Raw genomic sequence first — 21,861 nt, 5'->3', positions numbered from 1 at the left:
GTCTAAACTTCCTTGGTAAATTGGTAAAAATGGCGTCGATCACCGGATGCGGCCGGCTTCGACGACCTGCGTAACGAGGCGTTGGATGGCCACGGAAAAGAAGCTCAAGGACCCGGCCGAGGCGGCTCTTTCCGCCATCGAGCAGGCCCTCAACCTGGACTTCCCCTCGGCGCAGGCGACGGAACCGCGGGTCGAACCGCGGCTTCCGGACGTGGGCGACAGCGATCCCCTGAACGATCCCGGCGGCCGCCTCGCCCCCCCGCGCCTCGATCTCGACCAGCCCCTGGCCTCCGACCTGCCGCCGCCGGACCGCAACCGGCCGCGCCGCGAAGGCGGCCTGCTGCCGCCCGACCGCTCCATGGTGGCCAACGACGACCGCCAGAACATCGGCATCCTGCAGCAGACCCTGCGCGTGCGGCCGTCCGGCGCACCCTACATCGTCGCCGCCATCGTCTCCGCCCTCTGGTTCGCCGCCCTCCTCGCGCTGGCCTGGAACCAGTCGGGGGGCGAGCTGAAGGGCTTCATCGCCGGGATGACGGCGCTTCAGGCCGCCGTGGGCGCCACCGCCATCGTCGGCCCCATCGTCCTGTTCGCGATCATGGCGATGCTCGCCGTCCGCGCCCAGGAGATGCGCCTCGTGGCCCGCGCCGTGGGCGAAGTCGCCATTCGCCTCGCCGAGCCCGAAAACTTCTCCACCGATGCCGTCCTCACCATGTCGCAGACGGTCCGGCGCGAGGTCGCGGCCGTCGGCGACGGCGTCGAGCGGGCCCTGGCCCGTGCCGGCGAGCTCGAGACCCTGGTTCGCGGCGAGATCGCCACCCTGGAGCGGGCCTATTCCGACAACGAGATCCGCATCCGCTCCCTCGTCGACGAACTCGTCGCCCAGCGCGAATCCATCGTCGCCAATGCCGAGCGCGTGCGCGGCGCGATCACCGGGTCGCACCAGAACCTGACCCAGGAGCTCGACGGGGCGGCCGAGCGCATCGTCGCCGCCGTCACCGGCGCCGGAGACCGGGTCACCGGCGCCCTCGACGCCCGTGGCGAGGCCATCACCTCGGCCCTCGGCAACCGGGGCGACGCCATCACCGCCGCCCTGGGAGAGGCCGGGGACCGCGTGGTCGGGCTCGTGACCGACCGTGGCGACGACCTCGTCCAGCGCCTCGCCAGCACCAGCGAAGGCGTCCGCACCAGCCTCACCGAAGTCGGCAACACCCTGACGCAGTCCCTGGAGAGCCGGGCGGCGGACGTCACCCTCGCCTTCGAGCGGACGGGCGGCATGCTCACCGCGACGCTCGCCGACAATGCCGGCCAGGTCGCCCGCACCCTCGCCCAGACCGGCATGGAGGTGATCGAGAGCCTCAACCGCCAGGGTAGCGACGTCCGCCGGACCTTCGAGGAATCCGCGCGCGGCCTCGAGAACACGTTCCTCTCCCGCGGCAACGAACTGACCACGACCTTCTCCCATACCGGCGGCGAGATCACCGCCCGGTTCGCCGAGACCGGCACCGCCCTGCGCGAGCATTTCGCCGCCACGGGCGCCACCATCACCGACGACATCGCCGCCCGGGGCGCGGCCCTGCGCGCCGAGATCGAGGCTGCCGGCAGCGGCGTGTCCGAGGCGATCGAGATCCGCACCCGCGAGGCGCAGGCCGGTCTGGCCCAGGCCTCCGAGGGGATCGTCGAGACCTTCGCCGCACGGACGGGCGCCCTGCGCGACGACCTCGTCCGCTCGATCGAGACCGCCGGCAGCGGGATCGACGAGCGCGCCGGCCATCTGGCCGAGCGCATCGATACGGTGGCCACCCGCCTGCACGAGACCCTCACCGTCCAGGGCGGTTCGCTCGAGAGCAACCTTTCCTCCGCCGGGGAGCGGATGGGAGACCTCGTCACCCAGCGCTCCGAGGAGGCCGCGCGGGCGATGGAGGCGGCCCTGGCCGCCCTCGGCACCCATTTCGAGACTCGGGCCATGGGCACGGTGGAGACCCTCCGGGGCACCGTGGCCGGCCTCAACGGCGAGATCGACGCCCGGTCGGCCGAGGCCGCCACCGCGCTGCGCAATAGCGCCGAGGACACGGCCTCCGTCGTCAACACCAGCATCCGCCGCCTGAACAAGGCCGGCGAGCAGGTGGGCGGACTCGTCACCCAGCGCGTCGAGGACGCGACCCTCACCCTAACCGGCGCCTTCGGCGTTCTCGGCAGCACCTTCGAATCCCAGTCCGGCAGCGCGATCGCGAGCCTGCGCGCCGTCCTCGACACCCTGGCCACCGAGATCGGCTCGCGGACCAGCGAGGCCGCCGACATCTTCCGCCGCAGCGCGGAAGAGACCACCGTGGCCCTCGGCGCCAGCACGTCGGAGGCCGCCCAGTCCCTGCGGCGGTCCTCGGCGAGCGCGACCGGCGAACTCGAGGCCCGGACCGTGGAGGCCGTGCAGATCTTCGAGCAGCGTCTGTCCGCCACGTCCTCCGAACTCGCCGCCCGCACGGCGGAGGCCGCGCAGCTCCTCCAGCAGGCCGCCAGCGGCCTCAGCGGAGAGGTGGGAGAACGCGCCCAGGACGCGATGGAGGCCCTGCGCCGCACCCTCGCCGAGATCGACCAGACCCTGGTCCACCGCGCCACCGAGGCGACGGGCTCCATCGCCCGCGCGGCCGAGAATGTCGGGGGCGAACTCGCCGCCCGGATCAAGGATGTCGAGGCCGCCTTCGGCACCCATAGCCGCGGCCTCACCGACCTCATCGCCACCCATGCGGAAGAGGCCCACGGCCAGCTCGCCACGACCGGCCGCGAGATCGTGCTGGCGGTCACCGCCCAGAGCGCCCGCGTCAGCGATGCCCTCGCCCAGAGCGGCGCCACCTTCGCCGACACGACGGAGAACCGGGCGAAGGCCTTCGACACCGTCCTCAACGACCGTCTCGCGGCGCTGCAGGAGACCATCGCCCGCGGCGACATCCTCGCCGACCGCATCGCCCGCGACACCTCCGCCCTCAGCGAGACCGTAGCCGGTCAGCTGCAGGAGATGGACCGGGTCATCACGGTGCAGGGCAAGGCGGTGGCCGAGACCATCGCCGAGCGCACCCGCGAAGCCCGCGAGACCGTGGAGAGCCAGCTCGGCGCCCTGGAAGAGCGCTCGGTGAAGCGTTCCGCCGAGATCGGCGAGACCTTTACGCATCTTGTGAACCAGATCGACGGGCAGCTCGGCTCCCGCGCCACCGCCCTCAACGAGGCCCTGATCCTGCGCACCGGCGAGATGGCGCGCATCATGGTCGAGGGAAGCCGCGACCTCGTCCAGACCCTTGATGCCCGCGCCGACGGCATGGCGCAGGACATCGCCGCCCGCAGCCTGGTCCTGGGCGACACCTTCGGCAGCCGCTCCACCGAGATCGCCGAACGCTTCGAGCGCCAGGCGATCGACCTGTCCCGCCGCATCGACGACGGCGTCGGCCGCTTCGACACCAGCGTCATCGGGCGTCTCGACGCCATCGCCACGGCGCTCGAGGAGCGCAGCCGCCTGATCGACGAGACCTTCGGCTCCCAGGCCTTCGAGGCGATCCGCCTCATCGAGAGCCGCACCCGCGCGGTGGACGAGGATCTCGCCAACCGGACCCGCGAGCTCGTCGAGATGATCGAGAGCCGGACGGGCCACGCCAACGAGGCGCTGGCCGGACAGGCGGAGGCGATCCGCTCCTCGTTCTCGCACCGGGCCGAGGCCCTGGCCGCTCTGATCGACGAGCGCACGGCCGCCATGGGCCAGGAGCTCGACGAGAAGGGACGCATCGTGTTCGGCGCCCTCGGCACCCGCATCACCGAACTGGCCCATCTGTTCGATCGCGGCGGCTCCTCCCTGGCGGAGCTTCTGGAACAGCGCGGCGACACCATCATCACCCGCCTGCGCGACGTCGTCACCGATGCGGACCGCCTGCTGAGCGAGGGCGAGGGCCGCCTCGGCTCCACCCTGCAGACGCGGACCACCGATATCGGCAGCCTCCTCGATGAGGGCGTGCGCACCGTCCACCAGCTCCTCGACAACCGGACCAACGAGATCCGGACGATGCTGGACGATCACTCGCAGGTTCTCACCGGCAGCCTCGACGACCGGCTCGCGCCCCTGCACGAGTCCCTCGGCCAGCATGGCCGGGCCTTCGTCGACACGATCGAGGCCAGCCTCGGCGGCGCGGCCGGGGCCGTGGAAGCCCGCACCCGCGACCTCGTCGCGCTGTTCGACCAGCGCATCGGAGCCCTGGACGAACTCGTGGACGGTCGCGGCGCCAGGATCGCGGAATCCGTGGAAGCCCGCACCCATGGGCTGCGGACCCTGTTTGACGACATCCTCAGCGCCCTCGACGGCCTGGTGGACAGCCGCGCCGAGGCGCTCACCGACCGGGTCGATGCGCGCACCCATGCCTTGAGCGCCCTGTTCGACGAGCGCCTGCGGGCGATCGACGACCTCGTGGAGAACCGCGCGGCCGACCTCGTCCGCACCATCGACACCAAGGGCACCGCCCTGACGCAGACCGTCGACGACCGGACCCACGCGATGGGTGCGCTGTTCGACGACCGCATGCAGGCCCTCGACGCCCTGGTGGCGAACCGTTCGGCCGACTTCGTCCAGACCCTCGACACGAAGGGCTCCGCCCTGACCCATTCGGTCGATGCGGGCACGGCCATGATGAGCACGCTGTTCGACGAGCGCCTGCGCGCCCTCGACGAACTGATCGAGACCCACACGGCGCAACTCATCCACACGGTGGACGAGCGCGGCGGCAGCCTCACCCGGTCCCTGGACGACCGGACCGGTTCCCTGCGCGCCCTCTTCGACGGGAGCCTGGGCGAGCTCAACGCCCTCGTGGAGAACCGGACGGCGGAGTTCGCCCGCACCGTGGAGATGCAGGGCAACGCCCTGTACCAGTCGGTGGACGATCGCACCCAGTCCATGGGGACGCTGTTCGACGAGCGCCTGCGCGCCCTCGACCAACTCGTGGACAACCGTGCCGCCGAGCTGACGCAGACCATCGACCATCGCGGCACGTCCCTGAGCCAGGCCGTCGAGGCCACCGCGCAGGCCCTCGGGAGCGTGTTCGACGCGCGCATGCGGGCCCTCGCTGATCTCGTCGAAGACCGGACGGGCGCGTTCACCCGCACCGTGGACGATCAGGGCCTGTCGCTGACCCAGTCGGTCGATGCCCGCACGCAGGCCATCGCCGCCCTGTTCGACGAGTGCCTGCGCGCCCTCGACCAGCTCGTGGACAGCCGTGCGACCGCCTTCGCCCATGCGATCGACAATCACGGCGCCGCCCTGACCCAGGCCGTGGATGCCCGCAGCGAAGCCTTCACGAACCGGATCGACAGCCGGATGAAGGTGTTCGCGTCCCTCGTCGCGTCTCGGGGCGATGCCCTCGCCAACGCCTTCGACGATCGCCAGGACGCCTACGCGGCCCTGGTCGACGAGCGCAACGCGACGATGCTCTCCGCCTTCGACGAGCGCGTGAGCCGCCACGCCGCCCTCGCCCAGGCCCATGCCGATGCCCTCGCCACGGCCCTGGACCAGCGCAACGAGGCCGTGGCCGCCCTCATCGACGGCCGCAACCAGGACATGGTCGCCGGCTTCGATCGCCGCTCCACCGCCCTGGCCTCGCTGATCGAGGCTCGCGGGCAGTCGCTCGCGCGCCGTCTCGCCGAGAGCGCGGAGACCATTACCCGCGCCATCGAGGAGCGCGGAGGATCGATCGTGGAGACGATCGACGGTCGCGGAAACCAGGTGGTCGAGGCGATGGCCACCCATTCCGAGCGCCTCCGCGAGATCGTCGAAGGCCCGGCCACCCGGCTCGTCGCCTCCCTGGGCGAGCGCAACCAGGAGATCGCGCGCATCCTCGACGAGAGCGGAACGCCTCTGGCCGAGACCCTGCGCGAGCGGATCCGCGACCTCGCCGAACAGTCGGATGCGTCCAGGAACGCCCTGCTCGCGGCCATCGACGGCGGCGCCTCCCGCGCCCTGGCGAGCCTCAACGAGGCGAGCGACCGGCTCCACCGCGAACTCGGCGGCGTCCTCAACCGGGTCGAGGGCGCGAATGCGGCCCTGCGCGACCTCGTCACCGATGCCGGCGAGAATCTCGGCGCCATCGAGCAGGGCCTGTCGGGCCGGGTCGAGCAGGTGCAGGCGACGCTCTCCGCCATCGGCAGCGAGACCGAGCGCGCCAGCCGGAGCGTGGCCGATCAGGTCGATCAGCTGAAATCGGTGGCCGAGGGCGCCCTGCGCGATGCGGCCGACCTCGCCGCCTCGCTCGATGCCCGCGGGACCTCGCTCACCGAGATCGCCCGCGCCCATTCGGGCACGCTCACCAGCGCGGCGGGCTCGCTCGAGACCGTCGAGACGCGCCTCGTCGATCTCCTCGCCAGCCGCGACAAGGCGGTGGAAGAGGTGCTGGCCCGCATCGAGGCGCGGTCCGGCGCCCTGGAGGAGCAGACCGCGCGGTTCGACACGCAGATGGCCGCGACCCTTCGCTCCGCCGAGGAGCGGGCGCGCGGCATCGCCGGCAGCCTGTCCGAGGCGGCCCAGAGCGCGGGCGCCAGCGTGACCGGAGCCTTCGAGGGTCTGCGCAAGGAGGCCGGCAGCGAGGGCGAGCGGACGGCCACCGCCGTCCGTGCGGCGATCTCCGGCGCATCCGAGCAGATGATGACGGTGTTCGAGGGCGCCGCCAGCCGCTTCGGCGACTCGGTGGCGGGGATGCGCGAGATGGCGGCGGAGATCCGCCGTGAACTCGAAGCGACGCGGGCGGACCTGCAGCGCGGCGTCCTGGAAATCCCCCGGGAGACCCAGGAAGCCACCGGCGAGATGCGTCGGGTCGTGTCCGACCAGATCAAGGCGCTCAACGAACTGTCCTCCCTCGTCTCGCGCTCGCGCCGCAGCGTCGACGTGACCGAGGCGGCAGCCCCCGCCCAGCAGAAGGCGGACGTCCAGCCCGCGAAGCAGCAGGCCGTGCCGGTCCCGGACGCCGCTCCGGCCAAGCCGAAGCAGGCCGCGGCCAATCCGGCCGCGACGCCGGCGGTCGCCAAACCCTCCGAGCCGAAGGCCCGCGAGGACAAGGGATCCGACCCCCGCCCGACCCAGCAGATGACCATCGTGTCCGCGCCGGCGGCAGCGGGCCGGGCCGGCAACCAGCCCGCCCTGCGTCCCGGTGAAACCGCGCGCGGCGCCGTCCCGGCGTCCCGCGACGGACGCGACAATCGCGGCTGGCTCTCGGATCTCCTGACCCGCGCCTCCCTCGACGACGACACGGACGGGTCCGATCCGGCGAACGCCGATCAGCCCAAATCCGCGAAAGCCGGTGCGGCGAAGGCCGAGCCGGCCAAGGGAGCGGCCGGTGCCGAGTCGAACAGGGCCGCCGTCGAGCGGAGCCGCACCGCCCTGGAGACGATCTCCACCGACATCGCCAAGATGATCGAGCATCAGACGGCGGTGGAATTGTGGGAGCGCTACCGTCGCGGTGAGCCGAACCTGTTCGACCGCCGCCTCTACACGGCGCAGGGTCGGCAGACCTTCGAGGAGATCCGCAGGCGCTACGCGGCCGATGCCGAGTTCCGCCGGACGGTGGACCGATATGTCGGCGAGTTCGAGCGGCTGCTCGGCGAGGTCTCGAAGAACGACCGCGACTCGCGCCGCGCCGATGCCTACCTCACCTCGGAGACGGGCAAGGTCTACACCATGCTCGCCCATGCGAGCGGGCGCTTCGAAGGGGCCTGATACCAGGCCTCGATGAGCCCGGCCCGTGAGCTCGGCCCATGAGCCCGGCCCCTGGGGTCGGGCTCACGTGAGACGTTGGATGACATCCCCGTCGACGGGGCGGCATCGCCGCTCCGTCGCCGAGCCCTAGCGGCGTCGGATCAGATCAGATTAGGCCGAGGACGGAGAGTTCGCGGCGCAACGATTCCGGCATGTCGGCGAGGCCGTCGGTCCGGCCCATGGCGAGATCGGCCGGTGCCGACCGCGCCGTGAGGTAGCGCCAGCCCTGGAAGGGCCGGCAGGGGCGCGGGTTGACCGGGACCACCACGGGATCGAGGATGAGGCGGCAGCGGCCGATCCCGTCGGTATCCGTGAACGGCTCGATCGCCGTGATGGCCTGGCGGCAGCACAGCGTGCCCTTGATGACCCAATAGATCGAGCCCTGCCCGGCGATGGCCGAGGCCCGCTTCGGGACCATGCGGGTGACGTGCGACGTGGACGGATCGCGCCCGGCCTGCACCGCGTCGTCCCGGTTCCGGGCGATGCGCTGTTCGAGGTCTTCGATCGTCGCGGGTCCGACGCAGAGCTTCAGGAGGTGAAGGGCCATGCCCGCCCTCTTATCAGCGCCGGCGAGAATGCGCGCGGGGCTTTCGCCTCCCTCAGGAGAACAAGGCGAGTTTCTCTTTCTCGCTCAGGGCGTCGATATCGGCGAAGGCCGTGGCGATGTCGGTCTTCTCCGCCACCGGTTCCGGCTTCGCGTCCTCGGCTTCGACGTCGTCGAAGGTGGTCTCCTCGGGCTCGACGTCGCCGAAGGCGGCCTCGTCGAGATCGGTCGTGTCGGCCTCCTCCGGGTCGGCGGCCTCCAGCAGGGATGTCTCGGGCTCGGATGTCTCGGGATGGTGCGCCTCGGGATCGGACCCGTCGAACGCGCCTTCGGCCATCGCCTCGAATGCGTGCGGCTCGCCGGACAGGGTCTCGTCCTCGAGGGGTTCCGCCGGGGCGACGGGCGGCATCGCCGGCACGGCCGCCGCCCTGGCCTCCGAAGGCGGGGAATCCATGCCGATGAACCGGTCCACGTCGCTCTGGTCGAGATCCTGGGCGCCGGTCGCCCCGGTGGAGCCCGGTGCCGGCGGGATCGGCTCCACCTCGCCGCCCCAGATCGCGATCATCGCCGCGAGGCGTTCTTCCAGATAGCGCAGGGTGTGGATGATGCGCGCGGTCCGCTGCGCCGTCAGGTCCTGGAACGAGCAGGCGGTGTAGATCTCCGTGGCCCGGCGGTCGAGCACGTCGCAGATCTCCGCGTCGGCGCCGGTTTCGCGCATGGTCCAGGCGGTTTCCTGCACCTCCTCCGCCGCACCGAGAATGTCGGAGGTGGCGCGCTCGGTGGCCCGGACGATGGCATCGAGGGCGACGGAGGCGATACCCAGCCGGCTGTGGTCCTGATCCACGGTGCTGATCGCCGCGATCTCGGCCTTGGTGCGGGCGATGGCATGGGCCATGTCCATGAGGTCGCCGCGCATGCGTCCGACCCGCTCGGCCTCCCGGTCGGAGGGCCGGTCCGCCGTCACGGCGCTTTCCAGGCGCGCGATGGCGTCGAGGAGCATGTCGGTGTCGGCGCTGCGGTTGCGCCGCGTGTATTCGGCGAGGAACCAGCGGCCGCGTTCGCTCTCGCACATCGCCGCTTCGATCCGGTCGTATTCCGACTCGTCGACCGATGTGAGCGAACGCATGACAGACATGGAACTCGTGTCCTTGATGGTGCCTCGCGCCGTTGCGCGAAGTCGCGGGGACCAGCTCCCCCAGATTGACACGATGCCTTTAACGCCCCCTTTACGGGTCGAATCGTCGTCAGCGGCCGGCAACGCTTCGCCGTCAGGCCGCTCCGCCCCTCGCTCGAGCGGTCCATCCGGTGTCCCAAACCTCTCCGACGGAGCCGAACGCGACGCGTCTGTCGCTGCTCTATGCCGTCGTCTTCGTCGAGATCGGCATCGCCATGCCGTTCATGCCGGTCTGGCTCAAGGCGCTCGGCCTCGATGCGCGGATCATCGGCGCCCTCCTGGCGCTGCCCATCGTCATGAAGATCATCGCCACGGCGCCCCTGGTGGGGCTGATCGACCGGGGCGTGGCCGCGCGCCGCCTCCTCCTCGTCGGCAGCCTCGTGGTGGCGGCGACCTACGCGCTGATGCCGGCCGGCGCCGCCATCGCCTGGCCGGTCCTCGCCTTGCTCGTCGCCGTGAACGCCGCGGCCGGTGCGCCGCTGGTGCCGACCATCGACTACCTCACCCTCGCCGCCGTGCGGCACAGCAAGCGGCTCGACTACGCCCGCATCCGCATGGCGGGATCCATCGGCTTCCTCATCGCCAGCCTGCTCGGCGGGGCGGCCCTCGGCGCCATGGGGGAGCGCCTCGCCGTGCCGGTCCTCCTCACCGGCCTCGCCCTCGTCGCCGCCGCCACCATCTTCGCCAGTCCGGTGGACGCGCATGCGGCTCAGCCGCGCATCGTGCCCGGCGAACGCCCGAAGCTGCCGCGGGTGCTCTGGCTCTGCATCGGCGCGCAGGCGACGATCCAGGCGAGCCACGCGGCGACCTACGCCTTCGGCAGCATCCATTGGCAGGCCAGCGGCATCTCGTCCTCGTGGATCGGCGTCCTCTGGGCGACGGGCGTCGCCGCCGAGATCGTGTTCTTCGCCACCGTGGGGCGCTGGCCGGCCCATTGGCGCACGCCGTTCCGCCTCATCGGGCTCGGGGCCGCCGCGTCCCTGATCCGCGTCGTCGGCCTCTCCCAGGTGGGAGGCGACCTCGTCCCGGCCCTGCTCCTGCAGACCCTCCACGCCTTCAGCTTCGGCGCGACGCAGCTCGGGGCCATGACGGCGATCTCGGCTTTCGCGCCCGATGGGGCGCGGGGGCGGGCCCAGGGCACCTCGAGCGCGGTCAATGCCTGCGCCTCGGCGAGCGCCACGATCCTCTGCGGGGTCGCCTACGAGGCCGGCGGAGGCAGCCTCGCCTTCGCGCTGATGGCGCCGCTGGCCCTGTCCGGCCTGTGTCTCGTGTCACTTTCCGCACGCGCGGCGACCGATGCGCCCTTCACACGGCCTCGTTTGTAGGTCAGCACTCGGCCGTCGGTTCGCGAACCTTGACCATTCCGTAACCTTGATCTGCTTTTTTCCGAAGCATGAACCGGGAGTCGCGCTTCGTGCGCCACGCTGCTGCCAAGCCGAACCCAGACGCCGCAGAAGCCGCGATTCCCGGCGAGGGCGGACGCGTGGTCCTGAGCGGCCGCTGGACGGCGGATCAGGGCTCGTCCGTGGAGAAGGCCGCCGCGCAGATCGCGGACAGCACCAACGGCGCTTCCATCCTCGTCGATCTCTCCAACGTCGCCCGCCTCGATACGCTCGGCGCCTGGGTGCTGGAGCGGACCCGCGGCGAGATCGAGGCCTCCGGCGGGAGTCTCGCCTATGCGGGCGCCTCGGCCGAGCACCGCATCCTGCTCGGCGAGATGAAGCTGCCCGACGACGGCTATGCCGGCACACCGAAACGCGGACGCTTCGTCGGCTTCCTGCACGATCTCGGGGTCCGGGTCGTCGGCGCGAAATCCGACCTCGTGAGCGGCCTCGCCTTCCTTGGGGAGGTGGTGACCGCCTGCATCCGGGTCGCCTCGCGGCCGAGCACCTTTCGCGGCACGGCCCTGGTCAACCAGCTCGAGCAGGTCGCCTTCCGGGGCGTGCCGATCATCATGCTGATCTCGTTCCTAGTGGGCGGCATCGTCGCGCAGCAGGGCATCTTCCAGCTGCAGCGCTTCGGCGCGCAGAGCTTCGTCGTCAACCTGATCGGCCTGCTCATCCTGCGCGAGCTCGGCGTCCTCCTCACCTCGATCATGGTGGCCGGGCGTTCGGGCTCGGCCTTCACCGCCGAGATCGGCTCCATGCGCATGCGCGAGGAGGTGGATGCCCTGCGGGTGATGGGCCTCGACCCCATCGAGATCCTCATCGTCCCGCGCATCCTCGCCCTGGTGATCGGCCTGCCGATCCTCGCCTTCCTCGCCTCGCTGGCGGCCCTGGCCGGGGGCGGCCTCACCGCCTCGCTCTATGGCGGCATGACGATCGACGCGTTCCTCGCCCGGCTCCAGGCCGCCGTCTCGTTCCACCATGTGGCGGTGGGCCTGATCAAGGCGCCGTTCATGGCGCTGATCATCGGGATCATCGCCACGATCGAAGGTTTCGCGGTCGAAGGGTCGGCGGAATCGCTCGGCCGTCACGTCACGGCCTCAGTCGTGAAGTCTATCTTCATGGTTATCGTCCTGGATGGACTATTCGCCGTGTTCTTCGCGGCCATCGATTTCTGACGCCCGTGAATCACATGTCTTCGCCCCCCGCGCGGTTCGACAGCGCCCCAGCCCGCGACGTCATCATCGGCGTCCGCGATCTCGTGGTCGGATTCGGCGACAAGATCGTGATGAAGGGGCTCGACCTCGACATCTATCGCGGGGAAATCCTCGGCTTCGTCGGCCCGTCCGGACAGGGCAAGTCGGTCCTCACCCGGACCATCCTCGGCCTGGTGCCGAAGCGCTCGGGCACGATCGAGGTGTTCGGCGAGGACGTCGACGCGATGACGATGACCCGCCGCCGGCAGATCGAGCAGCGCTGGGGCGTGCTGTTCCAGCAGGGCGCCCTGTTCTCGGCGCTCACGGTCAAGCAGAACATCCAGATGCCCATGCGCGAGCACCTGAACCTGTCCGAGCGCCTGCTCGACGAGTTCGCCCGCCTCAAGATCGAGATGGTGGGCCTCAAGCCCGACGCCGCCGACAAGCTCCCCTCGGAACTCTCGGGCGGCATGATCAAGCGCGCGGCGCTCGCCCGCTCGCTGGCCCTCGACCCGGAAATCCTGTTCCTCGACGAACCGACCTCGGGGCTCGACCCGATCGGCGCGGGCGAGTTCGACGAACTCGTGGCCACGCTGAAGCAGACGCTCGGCCTCACCGTCTTCATGGTGACCCACGACCTCGACAGCCTCTACACCGCCTGCGACCGCATCGCGGCGCTGGGCGACGGGCAGATCATCGCGCAGGGCTCCATCGAGGCCATGCTGGCGAGCGACCATCCCTGGCTGCGCTCCTACTTCCACGGCAAGCGCGCGCGGGCCATCGTCACCGACACCAGGCCGCGGGCCCATGTCTGAGGTCCTTCCGACATCCGGGTGCGGGCACCCGATCGCACGCCCCGTAAGGCGCGCCCCCCGCTCGGGAAAGCCGGGTTCGGCGCATGCCTTGCGTGCATCCGCGCACCGCACGGGCGATGACCATCCGGAGTATGGCTGAGACCATGGAGACTCGTGCGAACTACGCCCTCGTGGGCGCCTTTACCCTCGCGGTGGTCGTGGCCGCCTTCGGCTTCGTGTTCTGGCTCCAGGGCGGATCGCGCAGCCAGGCGCGGCAGGGCGTGCGCATCGTCTTCTCCGGCAGCGTCGGCGGCCTCGCCAAGGGCTCGACCGTGGCTTTCAACGGCATCAAGGTCGGCGAGGTGATGGACGTGCGCCTGCTGCCGCAGGATCCGCGCCGCGTCGTCGCCATGGTGGAGGTGGACCGCACGACGCCCCTGCGCGCCGACACCCGCGCCCGTCTCGATTCGGCGATGCTCACCGGCGTCTCGACGATCTCCCTCTCCGGCGGCAACGCGGATGCCCCGGCCCTGACGCCCGGCTCGGGCGACCAGACCCCGACCATCTTCGCCGACAGCTCCGACATCCAGGACATGATGACGGCGGCCAAGCAGATCGCCCAGCGCGCCGACGACATGCTCCAGCGCCTCGACAAGCTCGTGGCCGGCAACGAGGGCGCCATCACCCGCACCCTCGCCAACGTGGAATCGTTCTCCAAGACCCTCAACGATGCCGGCCCCGCCGTGAGTTCGCTGGTGAAGGCCATCGACGGACAGAAGCTCAACCGCGTCATCGACAATGCCGAGCGCTTCTCGGCGGCGCTCAGCACGGCCAGCCCCGATATCGAGGGCGCGGTCAAGGATGCGCGCTCCCTGGCGGGCAAGCTCAACGCCTCGGCCGACCGGGTGGACAACGTGCTGAAGGGGGCCGAGAGCTTCCTCGGCTCCGCCTCGGGCCAGACCGGCAGCAGCACCTTCGCCGAGGTGCGCGACGCGGCGATCTCGGTGCGCGACGCCGGCAAGGCGTTCCGCACCCTCTCCGAGAACCTCGACAAGCGCACCTCCACCATCGCGTCGAGCTTCAGCAAGCTCAGCGGGACCGGACGACGCGAGGTCGAAGCCCTGTCGTCGGACGGCCAGCGGACCCTCAACACCCTGAACCGGACGGTGAAGAGCCTCGAGCGCGACCCCTCCCAGGTGATCTTCGGCGGCAAGCCATCGTTGCCGGAATACAACGGTGGTCGCTGAACCCGGCACTGCCGGGTCGCATGTGCCCGACGTCACGGCACGGAAACCGCTTTGCCGTAGTTTATGGTTGCGCTTCCTGCCGCACCGCACAGGTTTCCAGGCCTTTCGTATGACGTTTCGCTCGCATGCCCTCGTGATCGCCTGCCTGTCCGCCGTGCTCGGCGGGTGCGGCGGCGGCGCGCCCATGACCTTCGACCTCGCCGCCCTGCCGAGTTCCGGCAGGCCGAGCGCGGCGGCGCGGTCGATCTCGGTGGCGGAACCGGTGGGCCTCCAGCCCTTCGAGCAGGACCGCATCATCGTGCGTCAGGCCGGGGGCGCCCTGTCGTTCCTCGGCGGCGGCCAATGGGCCGACCGCCTGCCGCGCCTCGTCCAGACGCGGCTGATCCAGAGCCTCGAGAATTCCGGGCGCCTGAAATCGGTGAGCCGGCCGGGCGACAAGATCGTCGCCGATTACGCCCTCATCAGCGAGATCCGCGCCTTCGACATCGCCTCGAACTCGGGGGAAGCGGTGGTGGACGTCTCGGCCAAGCTCATCGCCGACGGCACCGGCAAGGTGGTCGCCGCCCGCATCTTCACCGCGCGGGTGCCCGTGGCCAAGATCGAGGCGGGCAGCGCCGCGGTCGGTCTCGATGCCGCCCTCAGCATCGTGCTCGCCGATATCGTCCGCTGGGTGAATTCCGGGCACTGATCCCGGGGAGGAGCGCGTCGCACGCTCACTCCATCACGGCGGCCTTCATGATCACCACCATGATCGCCTTGGCCGGCTCGGCGCCGACGCAGCGCACGGTGTGCGGCCTGTCGCAGCGGTAGCGCAGCGTCTCGCCCGCCCGTGCCCGCTGGAACGTACCGGCCACTTCCACTTCGAGGGCGCCCTCGGTGACGGTGAGGGATTCCACTGAGCCGCGCTGGTGCGGATCGGAATCGAGCACGCCGCCGGGATCGGCCGTGACCTCGTACCATTGCAGCCATTCCACCGTCTTGATCCAGCCGACGATGGCCAGGCGGATCTTGCCGTCGTCCGAGAGCAGGATCGGCGTGTCGGCGCGGGAGGTCTTCTCGATGAAGGGCTCCTCGTCGCTGGTGGCCAGCACCCGCTCGATGGAGACGTCGAGGGCCTGGCTCAGGCGCCAGATCGTCGCCAGGGTCGGGTTGGTCTCGTTGCGCTCGATCTGGCTGATGATCGATTTCGCGACGCCGGACTGCTCGGCGAGTTCGGAGAGCGAGAGATTGTAGGCCTTGCGCAGCCGCTGGATGGTCTTGCCGAGCTGGCCCGAGAGAACCTGTGCTCCGTTCAGGATGTCCCGCTGCCGCCCCCGTTCGGGCGTCGTCGCCTGATCTTGCATTGTCCCAGAACCTATCGCGCCGTTCCGTACATCGAACGATCGTGCGGTACTTCAAACGCAATCAGGCATCCGATGCAAGGCGAAGCAGGCCAACTTCTCCTTCGTCTCAGTGCCAGAGGGCGTGGAAATGATGGACCGGTCCGTGTCCCCGCCCCACATTCACGGAGCCGGATGCGGCGATGGCGGCGGTGACGTAGCGCTTGGCCTGGGCGACGGCCTCCGTCAGGGGGAGACCGCGGGCGAGACCCGCCGCCACGGCCGAGGACAGGGTGCAGCCGGTGCCGTGCGTGTTGCGGGTGTCGACGCGCGCCGATGCGAAGCGCCGCAGCGTGCCGTCGGCGCTCATGAGGTGATCGACGCTCTCGGTACCCTCGGCATGACCGCCCTTGATGAGCACCGCCCTCGCGCCCATCGCCAGGAGCTTGCGCCCCTGCACCACGGCCTCGTTCTCGCTCTTCGCCACGGGGGCCTCGATCAGGGTGGCGGCCTCGGGGAGGTTCGGCGTCACCAGATCGGCCAGGGGCAGGAGGTGGCGGCGCATGGCCTCCACCGCCTCGTCGGAGATGAGACGGTCGCCGCTCGTGGCCACCATGACGGGGTCGAGGACGATGGGGATGCGCGAGGCATGACGGCTGAGCCCGGCGGCCACCGCCTCGATCACGGCGGGCTTCGACAGCATGCCGATCTTCACCGCCTTGACGGCGAGATCGGAGAACACGCTGTCGATCTGGGCGGCGATGAAATCGGCCGGCACGTCGTGGATGGCCTGGACGCCCAGGGTATTCTGCGCCGTGAGCGCGGTAATGACGCTGGCGCCGTAGACCTTCAGCGCCGCGAAGGTCTTGAGATCGGCCTGGATGCCGGCGCCGCCGCTGGAATCGGAGCCCGCTATGGTGACCGCGATGGATGTCATGGCGTTCCTCGTCCCTTGCGTTGCGGCAACCCCGAGCAGGTTCGGCAAAAATGGTCGCCGGTCCTTGCGTCCTCGAACCTGCGACGGCTCTCAAGGCCTCAGCGAAGTGAAGCCTCGGCCTGTCAATGCGAACCTGCTTAGACCATCGTCCGGAACGGGGAAATCCGGCGGGATTGAAAATGATTTTACAACAGGGACTTAGAGAATTTCACCGGCCACCCCGCCAGTACGCAGCCTAGCCGGCCGCGCGCCTCGTCGCGAGAGCCGAATCCACCCGGAAACGCAGGTCCCTGGCGCGGGCCTCCACCTCCTCGGTGGAAAACAGCGCGGAGATCAGGGCGACGCCGTCGGCGCCCGCCGCGATGACGGCGGCGGCGTTGCTGCCGTCGATCCCGGCGATGGCGCCTACGGGAAACCCGGTGCCCCGGGCGAGGCGCGCCCGGAAGGCGATGCGCGTGAAGCCGTCGAGCCCGACCGGCGGATCGGGATTGTCCTTGCTCGTGGTGGCGAAGACGCCGCCGATGCAGGCGTAATCCACGGGCAGGCGATAGAGCTCGTCCGCCTGGGCCGCCGATTTCAGGGTCAGGCCGATGATCGAGCGCGGCCCCAGAATGCGCCGTGCCTCCGCCGGATGCAGGTCCGACTGGCCGAGATGCACGCCCTCGGCCTCCGCCGCCAGGGCGAGGTCGCAGCGGTCGTTGACGAGGAGCGGCACCCCGGTGCCCGAGATGGCCACGCGAATGGCGCGGATGCGCGCCAGGGCCTCGCGGGCGTTCTCTATGGATTTCTCGCGGTATTGGAGAAGGGTGCAGCCACCCCTGACGGCCTCGGCCGCCATCTCGACGAGGTCGGCGCCGTCATCGCCGCAGACGTCCACGTCGAGGATGCCGTAGAGCCTCACGTCGACCGGCACGGTCGAGCCTGGGGCGGTGTCACGTCCGATCACGTCGTTCCTCCGATGAGCCGCAGCGGCGGCATCCTAGGCGGGCGGCGGTGCCACGGGAAGCCGATCCGCGCCGCGTCGCTTGCCGGTCCCGGCCCATCGGCCTACTCCCCGCATCGACGAAGCACGGAGACAGGCATGACCACCGGGGCCGGGCGCACGCCGAAGCAGAAGATGATCGCGGGAGAGCTCTATCACCCGGACGACGCGGAACTCGCCGCCGACCTGCGCGCCTGCCAGGTCTGGCTCGCGCGCTACAACGCCATGCTCGGGCGCCCCGCCGACGAGCGCCGGGTTCTCCTGCGCGAGATCTTCGCGCGCGTCGGCGACGGGGCGGTGATCCGGCCGCCGTTCCATTGCGATTACGGCTTCAACATCCACCTCGGCGCCCACGTCTTCCTGAACTTCAACTGCGTCATCCTCGATTGCACCACGGTGACGATCGGCGACCGGACGCAGATCGGGCCGGGTGTCCAGATCCTCACGGCGGACCATCCCCGCGAGGCGGAGGCGCGCGAGGCCGGGAAGGAATTCGCGCGGCCCATCGCCATCGGGCGCAACGTCTGGATCGGCGGCGGCGCGCTGATCCTGCCCGGCGTCACGGTGGGCGACCATGCGATCATCGGGGCCGGGGCCGTCGTCACCCGCGACGTGGCGCCCGGCGCCACGGTGGTCGGCAATCCGGCTCGGCCGGTCCCCGCCAAGGCCTGAGGCGACGCGCGCATCCTGTCGCGCGTTGATTCCGGCACGCAATCTGCCATGACGGCTCATTCGCGGACCGGGGAGTCGGACAGGTGACGAGGGCGCAGGACGGGTTTGCGGTGGAGGCGGCCGGTGCGCTTCCCAATCCGTCGGCGGTCGGGCTCGTCGCCGTCATCGTCGCGGCGACGGACGGCGAACCGCGCGCCCTCACGGTGAGGGTGCCCGGCCAGGCCACGGGCCGCGAGACCGGGTTGCCGGCCGGCCCCCTCGTGCCCGAGCACCCGACGCTGGAGCGCGGCCTGCGCGCCTGGGTGGAACGCCAGACGCAGCAGCGCCTCGGCTATGTGGAACAGCTCTACACCTTCGGCGACCGCGACCGGCAGGGCGACGATTCGGGCGGCCTGCACTCCCTGTCCGTGGCCTATCTCGCCCTCGTGCGCGAGATGCGCTCCGCCGCCCTCGCCGAGGCGTCGTGGCACAATTGGTACGCGTTCCTCCCCTGGGAGGATTGGCGCGCGGGCCGGCCCGCGACCCTGGACGGCATCGAAGCCAAGCTCCTGGCCTGGGCCGCCGGGGCCTCCGATCCCAAGGTCGGGCGCCGGCGCGAGGACAGGCTCGGCCTCACCTTCGGCATCGGCGGCGGGGCCTGGAACGAGGAGCGCGTGCTCGAACGCTATGAACTCCTGTTCGAGGCCGGGCTGATTCCCGAGGCGCAGGGACAGGCCGGCGAGGCACGCGTCGCGGATATCGCTACGACGGGGCGCCCCATGGCCTTCGACCACCGCCGGGTGCTCGCCACGGCGATCGGCCGCCTGCGCGGCAAGATCAAGTATCGCCCCGTGGTGTTCGAGCTGATGCCGCCGACCTTCACCCTGTTCCAGCTGCAGCGCACGGTGGAAGCCCTGTCGGGCGCCAATCTCCACAAGCAGAATTTCCGCCGCCTCGTCGCCCAGCAGGGGCTGGTGGAGGAGACCGACGAAGTCACCAGCGGCGCCGCCGGCCGGCCCGCCCGCCTCGTGCGTTTCCGCCGGGAAGTGCTGCTGGAACGGCCGGCGCCGGGATTCCGGCTGACCCCGTCGCGCCGGTCGTCGTGAGGAACCGGTGCGACACCGGCATAGGTCGATGACCTCCCCCCGGGGATTCTGCAGTTCCACGCTCACGAAGCCGAAACGATTGCAGAATATTGCAACGCAAAATGAATATGCTCAGGCTCAGCATATCTAGACAAGCGTATCTCGCGCGCCTACGTTAGTCGGCACAATGCTCAGATTGAGCATAAATGAGGACGCGTCCATGGCGGCCACGAGTTTCCCGATCGACCGGGTTTCGACCCTGCCCCTGCCCGAGATCTACGCCCGCGTGAGCCGGCACGTCCCGGCCATCGAATGGCCGGCCCTGGCCGACGACGTCGCGGCGATCCTGGAGCTGAAGAAGAGCCGCAACGCGGTCATCCTCGCCCACAACTACCAGGCGCCCGAGATCTTCCACACGGTGTCGGACATCGTCGGCGACAGCCTCGCGCTGGCCCGCGAGGCCATCACCGTGGATGCCGACGTCATCGTGCTGGCCGGCGTCCATTTCATGGCGGAGACGGCCAAGCTCCTCAATCCGGACAAGACCGTCCTCATCCCCGACATGCGGGCCGGGTGTTCGCTCGCCGATTCGATCACCGCCGCCGACGTGCGTGGGCTTCGTGAGAAGTATCCCGGCGTGCCGATCGTGACCTACGTCAACACCTCCGCCGCGGTGAAGGCGGAATCGGACGTGTGCTGCACCTCCGGCAACGCCGTGGACGTGGTGCGCTCGCTCAATGCGCCCCGCGTCCTGATGATCCCCGACGAGTTCCTGGCGCAGAACGTCCAGGTCCTGGTGCCCGAGGTCGAGATCCTCACCTGGGCGGGCCATTGCGAGGTCCACGAGCAGTTCACCCCCGCCGATATCGACGAGGTGCGCGAGAGCTATCCCGGCGTCACCGTCATCGCCCATCCCGAATGCCCGCCCGACGTCGTGGCGGCCTCGGATTTCTCGGGTTCGACGGCGATGATGATGAACTTCGTCACGGAGAAGCGGCCGCGTCAGGTGGTGCTCGTCACCGAGTGCTCCATGGGCGACAACATCGCCGCCGCCAACCCGGACATCGAGTTCATCAAGCCCTGCAACCTGTGCCCGCACATGAAGCGGATGTCGCTCCGGAACATCCGCCATGCCCTGGAGACCCTCACCCACGAGGTGACGGTGGAGCCGGAACTGGCCGGGCGCGCCCGCGCGGCGGTGGAGCGCATGCTCGCGGTGCGTCCGCGATGAACGCGCATTCCCCCCTCTCCTTCACCCTTCCCGGCTCGGACCGCGTGATCGTCGTGGGCGCCGGCGTCGCCGGCCTCGCCACGGCGTTGCGGCTCAGCCCCCGCCCGGTCACCCTCGTGAGCGCCGCCCCTCTCGGCAGCGGCACGGCGACGGGCTGGGCGCAGGGCGGCATCGCCGCCGCCATGGCCGAGGACGATGCCGCGGCCCTTCATGCGGCCGATACCGAAGCCGCCGGAGCCGGTCTCACCGATCCCTCCGTCGCCCTGCGGGTGGCGCAGGCCGGTCCCGGCCTGATCGACTGGCTCGTGGGCCTCGGCGCGCCATTCGACCGGGACGCCGCCGGCGCCCTGGCGCTCGGCCTCGAAGCGGCCCATTCCCGTCGCCGCATCGTCCGGGCGGGCGGGGATTCCACCGGGCGGATGGTGCTCGACACCCTGCTCAAGGCGGTGGCGCGGACGCCGTCCATCGAGATTCTGGTCGCCACCGTGCGCGGCCTGATGCAGGACGAGAGCGGCGCCGTCGCCGGACTGATCTGCGAGCGCGACGGCGCGTCCGTGAGACTCGCCGCGCGGTCGGTGGTGCTCGCCACGGGCGGTCTCGGCGCCCTCTACGCCTCCACCACCAACCCGCGCGGCGCCACCGGCCGGGGGCTGGCGCTGGCAGTCCGCGCCGGGGCGACCTTACGCGACATGGAGTTCGTGCAGTTCCACCCCACCGCCATCTCGGTGGGGCTGGACCCGATGCCGCTGGCCACCGAAGCCCTGCGCGGCGAGGGCGCGCGGCTGATCGACAGCGAGGGCGAGCCGGTGATGGCCGGCATCGCCGGGGGCGATCTCGCCCCCCGCGACGTGGTCGCCCGCGCGATCTTCCAGGCGCGGCGGCGCGGCACCGAGGTCTTTCTCGATTGCCGTGGCGCTCTCGGCGCACGCATGGCGACGCGGTTCCCCACGGTGGCCGGCCTCTGCGCCGCCTCCGGCATCGACCCGCAGCGCCAGGCGATCCCCGTGCGGCCGGCGGCGCATTACCACATGGGCGGCATCAAGGTGGACGGCACCGGCACCAGCACCGTGCCCGGCCTCTTCGCCTGCGGCGAGGTCGCCTCCACCGGCCTGCACGGCGCGAACCGCCTCGCCAGCAATTCCCTTCTCGAGGCGATGGCCTTCGCCCCCTGGATCGCCGAGGCCATCGCGTCCACGCCCGCCCCCGGTCCGGCTTCGACGGCCGAGCCACGGCGCCACGACGAGGCCGATCTCGCCGGGATCCGCGGGATCATGGAAGCCCAGGTCGGGGTGGTGCGCGACTTGGATGGCCTCACCGACGCCCTGCGCCATCTGGCGCCGGCGGCGAAGCTCGGCTCGGATGCCGCCCTCACCGGGTTGATGGTCGCGACCTCGGCCCTGTCCCGCCTGGAGAGCCGGGGCGCCCATTGGCGCAGCGACCACCCGGACCAGGCACCCGCCCGCCATAGCGACGTGACGCTCGCGGAGGTCTGGCGGATCGCGGAGACCGCCTCGGCCGACGCGGCCGCTCCGGTCTAGACCG

15 protein-coding genes are annotated in these 21,861 nt (G+C 70.6%); 10 read left to right on the top strand and 5 right to left on the bottom strand.

Annotated features, from left to right (window positions below):
* The first annotated feature begins 85 nt into the window (after window positions 1-85).
* The gene (locus tag MKK51_RS12490; RefSeq protein ID WP_243977472.1) at window positions 86-7,735 is read left to right on the top strand and encodes a hypothetical protein; all 7,650 of its coding nucleotides are present in this window, start codon (window positions 86-88) and stop codon (window positions 7,733-7,735) included.
* Window positions 7,736-7,880: 145 nt separating this feature from the next.
* On the opposite strand, the gene MKK51_RS12485 is transcribed toward MKK51_RS12490, so the two are convergent.
* Both MKK51_RS12485 and MKK51_RS12480 read right to left on the bottom strand, forming a co-directional pair.
* Window positions 7,881-8,321 carry a DUF1489 family protein gene (locus MKK51_RS12485; protein ID WP_243977470.1) on the bottom strand — a complete coding sequence of 147 codons (441 nt, stop codon included), beginning with the start codon at window positions 8,319-8,321 and terminating at the stop codon, window positions 7,881-7,883.
* 52 nt (window positions 8,322-8,373) lie between these two features.
* The gene (locus tag MKK51_RS12480) at window positions 8,374-9,453 is read right to left on the bottom strand and encodes a hypothetical protein (protein WP_243977468.1); all 1,080 of its coding nucleotides are present in this window, start codon (window positions 9,451-9,453) and stop codon (window positions 8,374-8,376) included.
* Between the two features lie 170 nt (window positions 9,454-9,623).
* Between MKK51_RS12480 and MKK51_RS12475 the strand changes: the two genes are divergently transcribed.
* The 5 genes from MKK51_RS12475 to MKK51_RS12455 all read left to right on the top strand — a co-directional run bounded on the left by MKK51_RS12475 (window position 9,624) and on the right by MKK51_RS12455 (window position 14,802).
* Window positions 9,624-10,817, top strand: a complete 1,194-nt coding sequence (locus MKK51_RS12475; RefSeq protein WP_243977466.1) for an MFS transporter — start codon at window positions 9,624-9,626, stop codon at window positions 10,815-10,817.
* A 68-nt stretch (window positions 10,818-10,885) separates the two neighbouring features.
* Window positions 10,886-12,055, top strand: coding sequence for an ABC transporter permease (locus MKK51_RS12470; protein WP_243977464.1), 1,170 nt, complete (start codon window positions 10,886-10,888; stop codon window positions 12,053-12,055).
* Between the two features lie 14 nt (window positions 12,056-12,069).
* Window positions 12,070-12,888 carry an ABC transporter ATP-binding protein gene (locus tag MKK51_RS12465; protein WP_243977462.1) on the top strand — a complete coding sequence of 273 codons (819 nt, stop codon included), beginning with the start codon at window positions 12,070-12,072 and terminating at the stop codon, window positions 12,886-12,888.
* A gap of 143 nt (window positions 12,889-13,031) precedes the next feature.
* Window positions 13,032-14,114 (top strand): MlaD family protein, encoded by a 1,083-nt coding sequence (locus MKK51_RS12460; RefSeq protein ID WP_243977460.1) that lies wholly within the window; start codon window positions 13,032-13,034, stop codon window positions 14,112-14,114.
* A 109-nt stretch (window positions 14,115-14,223) separates the two neighbouring features.
* Window positions 14,224-14,802, top strand: coding sequence for an ABC-type transport auxiliary lipoprotein family protein (locus tag MKK51_RS12455; RefSeq protein WP_243977457.1), 579 nt, complete (start codon window positions 14,224-14,226; stop codon window positions 14,800-14,802).
* A 25-nt stretch (window positions 14,803-14,827) separates the two neighbouring features.
* On the opposite strand, the gene MKK51_RS12450 is transcribed toward MKK51_RS12455, so the two are convergent.
* The 3 genes from MKK51_RS12450 to thiE all read right to left on the bottom strand — a co-directional run bounded on the left by MKK51_RS12450 (window position 14,828) and on the right by thiE (window position 17,316).
* A complete protein-coding gene (locus MKK51_RS12450) occupies window positions 14,828-15,457 on the bottom strand; it encodes a helix-turn-helix domain-containing protein (protein WP_243977455.1) in 630 nt (209 codons plus the stop codon).
* Between the two features lie 106 nt (window positions 15,458-15,563).
* Entirely contained in the window at window positions 15,564-16,370 is an 807-nt protein-coding gene (gene thiD / locus MKK51_RS12445; RefSeq protein ID WP_243977453.1) for a bifunctional hydroxymethylpyrimidine kinase/phosphomethylpyrimidine kinase, read from the bottom strand.
* Between the two features lie 235 nt (window positions 16,371-16,605).
* The gene (gene thiE, locus MKK51_RS12440; RefSeq protein WP_243977451.1) at window positions 16,606-17,316 is read right to left on the bottom strand and encodes a thiamine phosphate synthase; all 711 of its coding nucleotides are present in this window, start codon (window positions 17,314-17,316) and stop codon (window positions 16,606-16,608) included.
* Between the two features lie 135 nt (window positions 17,317-17,451).
* Between thiE and MKK51_RS12435 the strand changes: the two genes are divergently transcribed.
* The 4 genes from MKK51_RS12435 (at window position 17,452) to MKK51_RS12420 (ending at window position 21,857) form a co-directional block, all read left to right on the top strand.
* Window positions 17,452-18,024, top strand: a complete 573-nt coding sequence (locus tag MKK51_RS12435) for a sugar O-acetyltransferase (protein WP_243977449.1) — start codon at window positions 17,452-17,454, stop codon at window positions 18,022-18,024.
* 83 nt (window positions 18,025-18,107) lie between these two features.
* Window positions 18,108-19,109 (top strand): NUDIX hydrolase, encoded by a 1,002-nt coding sequence (locus MKK51_RS12430; RefSeq protein WP_243977447.1) that lies wholly within the window; start codon window positions 18,108-18,110, stop codon window positions 19,107-19,109.
* A gap of 199 nt (window positions 19,110-19,308) precedes the next feature.
* Entirely contained in the window at window positions 19,309-20,319 is a 1,011-nt protein-coding gene (gene nadA, locus MKK51_RS12425) for a quinolinate synthase NadA (protein ID WP_243977446.1), read from the top strand.
* Entirely contained in the window at window positions 20,316-21,857 is a 1,542-nt protein-coding gene (locus tag MKK51_RS12420; protein ID WP_243977445.1) for an L-aspartate oxidase, read from the top strand. The genes nadA and MKK51_RS12420 overlap by 4 nt, the downstream gene beginning before the upstream one ends.
* Window positions 21,858-21,861: the final 4 nt, after the last annotated feature.

Origin of the sequence: Methylobacterium sp. E-045 (genome assembly GCF_022829685.1) — a bacterium.
GTDB lineage: Bacteria > Pseudomonadota > Alphaproteobacteria > Rhizobiales > Beijerinckiaceae > Methylobacterium.
The sequence above is the reverse complement of the archived record's forward strand: the minus strand, read 5'-3'. Positions and strand labels throughout refer to the sequence as shown.